At 73.2% G+C, this 4,581-nt stretch carries 7 protein-coding genes; 1 reads left to right on the top strand and 6 read right to left on the bottom strand.

What is annotated here, in order from left to right; all coding sequences use genetic code 11:
• A partial coding sequence (locus ACFFNX_RS43010; protein WP_378212018.1) for an alcohol dehydrogenase catalytic domain-containing protein occupies nucleotides 1-592 on the bottom strand: 592 nt, incomplete at its 3' end.
• Between the two features lie 132 nt (nucleotides 593-724).
• On the opposite strand from ACFFNX_RS43010, the gene ACFFNX_RS43005 reads away from it, so the two are divergent.
• A complete protein-coding gene (locus ACFFNX_RS43005) occupies nucleotides 725-1,267 on the top strand; it encodes a TetR/AcrR family transcriptional regulator (RefSeq protein WP_378212017.1) in 543 nt (180 codons plus the stop codon).
• Here ACFFNX_RS43005 and ACFFNX_RS43000 read toward each other — a convergent pair.
• The 5 genes from ACFFNX_RS43000 to ACFFNX_RS42980 form a co-directional block, all read right to left on the bottom strand.
• A complete protein-coding gene (locus ACFFNX_RS43000) occupies nucleotides 1,242-1,799 on the bottom strand; it encodes a hypothetical protein (protein WP_378212016.1) in 558 nt (185 codons plus the stop codon). The two genes, ACFFNX_RS43005 and ACFFNX_RS43000, sit on opposite strands and share 26 nt — an antisense overlap.
• Nucleotides 1,800-1,900: 101 nt before the next feature.
• Nucleotides 1,901-2,491, bottom strand: a complete 591-nt coding sequence (locus ACFFNX_RS42995; protein WP_378212015.1) for a hypothetical protein — start codon at nucleotides 2,489-2,491, stop codon at nucleotides 1,901-1,903.
• A gap of 32 nt (nucleotides 2,492-2,523) precedes the next feature.
• The gene (locus ACFFNX_RS42990; RefSeq protein WP_378212014.1) at nucleotides 2,524-3,321 is read right to left on the bottom strand and encodes an Rv1363c family protein; all 798 of its coding nucleotides are present in this window, start codon (nucleotides 3,319-3,321) and stop codon (nucleotides 2,524-2,526) included.
• Between the two features lie 30 nt (nucleotides 3,322-3,351).
• Nucleotides 3,352-3,975, bottom strand: coding sequence for a hypothetical protein (locus ACFFNX_RS42985; RefSeq protein ID WP_378212013.1), 624 nt, complete (start codon nucleotides 3,973-3,975; stop codon nucleotides 3,352-3,354).
• 10 nt (nucleotides 3,976-3,985) lie between these two features.
• Nucleotides 3,986-4,465 (bottom strand): Rv1363c family protein, encoded by a 480-nt coding sequence (locus tag ACFFNX_RS42980; protein WP_378212012.1) that lies wholly within the window; start codon nucleotides 4,463-4,465, stop codon nucleotides 3,986-3,988.
• Nucleotides 4,466-4,581: the final 116 nt, after the last annotated feature.

The following is a 4,581-nucleotide window of genomic DNA, read 5'->3' as shown; positions in this document are numbered from 1 at the left end:
CCCGGTCCGGCCAGTCGCCGACGCCGTAGTCCACGGCATGGTCGGCGCCGAAGTCCTCCACCGCGGCCAGCTTGCCGGCGGAGGCCGCGCCGATCACCGTCGCCCCGCCCGCCCTGGCGAGCTGCACGAGCAGCGATCCGATCCGGCCCGCCGCCGCGGTGACCAGCACCGTCTCGCCGTCGCGGACGCGCATGGCGGCCAGCATGCCACTCGCCACCGCGCCGGCCTGGAAGACGGTGAGGGCGGTCGTCGACGGCAGCTCGTCCGGGACGGGGAAGGTCCAGGCGACCGGTACCAGGGCGCGCTCCGCGTAGCCGCCGGAGTTGCCCGCGGTCGTGGCCACGACGCGGCGGCCGAGCAGTGACCGGTCCGTCCCGGGACCGACCGCGACGACCTCCCCTCCCACCTCGAGGCCCGGCACGTACGGCAGCGGGACCGGATACCGTCCCGATCGGACGATCACATCGCCGTAGATGACGCTCGCCGCCTCGACGGCCACCACCGCCTGGCCCGCTCCGGGCTCCGGCTCCGGCAGCTCGTCGACGCCGAGCACCTCCGGCGGCCCGAACTCACGTATTCCGATCACTCGCATGCCCGGCTCCTCTTTCGTGACATCCTGGTCGTAACGGGACAACCTGTCTCGGTCGATCAGTCTTGGCGCACGCCGCGATCGGGACAAGCGCCGATTCGGGGATTCCGTCCCGTTCGAGACAAGGAGCCGGAAGTGTCTCAGCCCAACGTGCGGGTCCGGCGTACGCGAAAGCTGTTGCGCGAGGCGCTGGTGGAGCTGGTCGAGGAGCGCGGCTTCGACCGGATCACGGTCGGGGAGATCACCTCACGGGCGATGGTCAGCCGGGCGGCCTTCTACCGGAACTACCGCGACAAGTACCACCTGGTCGAACAGATCTTCGACGAGGCGATGGCCGAGTTGCGCGGCACGATGGGCGGCGACGAGCGGCCGAGCGGCGAGCGGTGGGTGGGCTTCTTCGAGCATGTGGCCGACTACCGCCGGCTGTACGGCGCGCTGCTGGGCCGCAGAGGCAGCCCCTGGTTCGCCGACCGGATGCGCACCGCGCTCGCCGCGATGACCACCGAGCACTTCGCCGACGAGGATCCCGAGGGACTGGTGCCCACCGTGCTGTCGGCGATCTTCGTGCAGACGATCACGTGGTGGCTGGACCACGGCCGGGCCATGCCCCCGCGCGAGGTCGCCGAGCGGTCGGCGCGCCTGGCCGCCGCGGTCATCGCCGAGGCCGGCCGCGAGTGAGACGGCTTCGGCCGGACGCCGCGGGCGAACGGCGGCGGTGGTAGGCGACGGTCACCGCGGCGAGCAGCGGGCCCCAGGCGAGAAGCGGCGCGTAGCACACGTAGATCGCCCACAGCGCCGGGCCGTGGAACCCGGCCGCGCCGTTCGCCAGCCTCGGGGAGTTCACCGTGCTGAACGTCCAGATCGCGGTGACCGCACACGCGCCGAGGGCCGCGGGGACGACGGCCGCCATCGTCGGGATCCGCCGGCCGCCCAGCAGCGGGATCCAGCCCGGCACCACCTCACCCCACGGCCGTACGAGGCCGAGCGCGAGCAGCGCGAAGGCCTCGGAGACCACCGACAGCGACAGGATGTACGCCGGCTCCCAGGGGCGCAGGTGCCCCGGGTAACCGGCGAGCCCCGCGACGAGGGCGATCCGCCACAGGCCCGACGGCAGGGCGCACAGTGGGATGAGATGGGCGGCCCGTACCGCCCAGCGGGGCACCGGCCCCGACATCGGCGGCCGTACTCGGACCAGGGTCGCGTTGGTCATTGTCTCCTCCTGAGAAGTCGCGAGGTCCTCAGGATCCGGCGGACGGCACCCCCGCCTCCTCCCCCTCGGGCACCGAGCCGGTCCCCCTCAGGAGTGACCGCTCAGCGCGGCACGTTCAGCGTGTCCAGGTTGGAGATCTTCCAGCGACCGTCCCGGCGGACCGCGTCGACGGCGAGCATGGCCGCGGCGTAGGTGGTCTGCTTGCCGCTCGTGCGGGTGTTGCTCTGGTCGGCGAAGACCAGCAGGCGGGCGCGGTCGCCCTCGAGCATCTCCACCGCGCTGTCGGTGACCGTCGTGGTCAGCACGAGCTTCTGTTTCGGGGCCTGGGCGCGCACCTGGGCGAGCATGGTGTCGTACTGGCCGACCGCCTTGCCGGTGAGCAGGCTGTTCTCGGCCTGCTGCGTCCGGCCGGCGTCGCTGTAGTCGTAGGAGAACAGGGCGTTCACCGCGTCGGTGACCTGGCCCGTGACCTCGCTCGTACGCGCGGGGTCGGTCAGCGCGACGTTGGCGGCTCCGGCGCGGTCGCGCACGGCGCCCGCCTCTTCGGCGAACCACACCGCGAGGCCGCCCAGCAGCACCGTCAGGACGCCCAGGGCGACCGGCAGGCGCCGGACCCGGCGCTCGCGGGTCCGCTTCGGGGCCTTGTCGTCCTCGGGAGTGCGGCGGCGGATGACGAACGGGAGGGAGGGCATGCGGAGGTTCCTCTCGCGAAGGGACGGCGGGCTCAGCCGGCGGTCGTGCCGAGGGGGGCCTGGCCGAGCGCGCTGAGCTTCCAGCCGGACCGCGTGCGGGACAGCTGCGCCCGCATGCGGCTCTGCTTGGTGACCGGCGAACCCGTCGGCGGCGTGACGGTGATCTGCACGGCGACGATCGCGCCGGCCTTGCCCGCCCGGTCGTCCAGCTCGGTCACGGCGGCGTCGAGGATCTTCGCGGTGGTGACCGTCTTGGCGGTCCGTACCTGCTGGGCGAACTGGGCGCGGCCCTGGACGAGCTCCTGGTGCAGGTCGCCGGTCGAGGACGCCTCCCAGGACGCCAGGCCCTGGTCCACCTTGCGGTAGTCGAGGGTGTTCATGTTCTGCACGCCCTGCTCGGCGGCGCGCAGCACGGCGTCGCGGTCGCGGGAGTAGGCGAGGGAGTCGTCGTGCGCCGCGCCGTACCAGGACCAGCCGAAGTACCCCGCGCACGCGGCCGCCACCACGACGAGCACGGTCGCGACCAGCAGCACCGGATCGAAGATCCGGGGCAGGCGCCATCGCGAGGTCTCTCCCGCGGCCTCCTCGTCCGCGCCGTCCCCGGCCTGGGTCATCTCGGCGTCGGTGTCCTCGTCCTCGGTCTCCTCGGGCGCCGCCCGCTCGGTCTCGGTCTCCTCGGGCGCCGCCTGCTCGGTCTCGGTCTCCCCGGTCGCGGTCTCCTCGGTCTCGGTCTCCTTGGACGCTGCCTCTTCCGGCGCCGTCTCCTCGGGCTGGGGCTCGGCGTCCTCGCTGGGCTCCGTGGGCCGTTTCTCGGCTGTGGTCCGTGCCACCTGCTGTCACCTTTCGTGGAGCCGTACGGGTTACCGGGCGTGCATGTCGACGATGCGCCAGTGGCCGCCCTGGCGCCGGGCGGTGACCGAGAGCTGGGCCGCCGCCGACATGCCCTTGGGCCGGTCCTTGCGGACGATGACCTGGTCGAGGAAGACCAGGAGCTGCGCCGTGTCGCGGGTGAGCCGCACGACGCCGGCCCGTACGACGTGGGTCGTGACCGTGAGCCGCTCCGCCGCCGCGTGCTGCTTCACCTGGGCGAACAGCGTCCGGTACTCACTCGCGGCGGTGCCGCTCAGCACCTCGGCCGCGTCCTGCTCGGTGGTCGCCGTGCTGTCCGGCGTGTAGGAGAAGATCTTGGTGAGCCCGTTGCTGACGTCGCCGATGACGACCGACGTGGCCTCGGTGTCGACCAGCGTCCGGTCGCCGAGCGCCGGATCGTGCCGCGCCCGCGCGCTCAGCACCTGCATCCCCGCCCCGGCCAGCACGAACACCAGCACGATCACGAACGGCCAGCGGACCCGGCGGTGTCGCGGGGCGTCGTCGGCGGTCTGACCCTGGTCGGCGGCCTCGCTTTTCTCGGCGGCCTCGGCCTTCTCGGCGGCCTCGGTCTCTTGCACCTTGCCGGTCTCTTCGGACTCTTCGGTGACGCTCACGGCCCTCCTCCTACGCGCCGACCGGCACGGCGGTGAGCGAGCTGAGCCTCCACTGGGCGCCCGTACGCGCCAGCACGGCGGTGAAGCGCTTCCGCTCGGTCGTGGAGGCGCCGAGCCTGACCTGGACGGTCGCGATGACCTGCGCGGTGCCGGCACGGGTGTCGAGCTCGGTGACCGCGAGGTCGGTGACGGTGCCCTCCGCCGCGGTCCCGGCCTTGACGGCCTTCTGCCGGTCCTGCGCCGACGTGCGCCGCAGCGAGTCGCGCAGCGCCCCGGTCGAGGCGTCCAGCCAGCGGCTCAGCCCGGCGTCGCTCTGCCGGGGATCCAGGGTGTTCAGGACGGCGATCTCCCGCCGGGCGTCGCGCCGCACCTGGTCACGTGCCTGTGCGAACCGTACGGACGACGAGTGCGCGCTCTGGTGCCAGGCCAGGCCCGACCACCCGCAGAAGACGGCCGCGGCCACCACCAGGCAGATCCCGAGGACGCGCATCAGTGCTCCAGCCCGAGCAGGTCGCCCATGGACGCCGGACCGGCCGGCACCGACGGCAGCCCGAGCGCGCCCGGCAGAGTGGCGCCGGCTCGCGTGGCCGCCGCGGAGACGCCCGG

This window comes from Actinoallomurus acaciae (assembly GCF_042429965.1).
Classification (GTDB): domain Bacteria; phylum Actinomycetota; class Actinomycetes; order Streptosporangiales; family Streptosporangiaceae; genus Actinoallomurus; species Actinoallomurus acaciae.
Note: the sequence above shows the minus strand (reverse complement) of the source record. Positions and strands in the feature narration are given on the sequence as shown.

Coding starts and splice junctions, on each gene's coding strand:
- ACFFNX_RS43000 (WP_378212016.1), bottom strand. CDS start 1,799: ATGACCAACGCGACCCTGGTCCGAGTACGGCCGCCGATGTCGGGGCCG.
- ACFFNX_RS42995 (WP_378212015.1), bottom strand. CDS start 2,491: ATGCCCTCCCTCCCGTTCGTCATCCGCCGCCGCACTCCCGAGGACGAC.
- ACFFNX_RS42980 (WP_378212012.1), bottom strand. CDS start 4,465: ATGCGCGTCCTCGGGATCTGCCTGGTGGTGGCCGCGGCCGTCTTCTGC.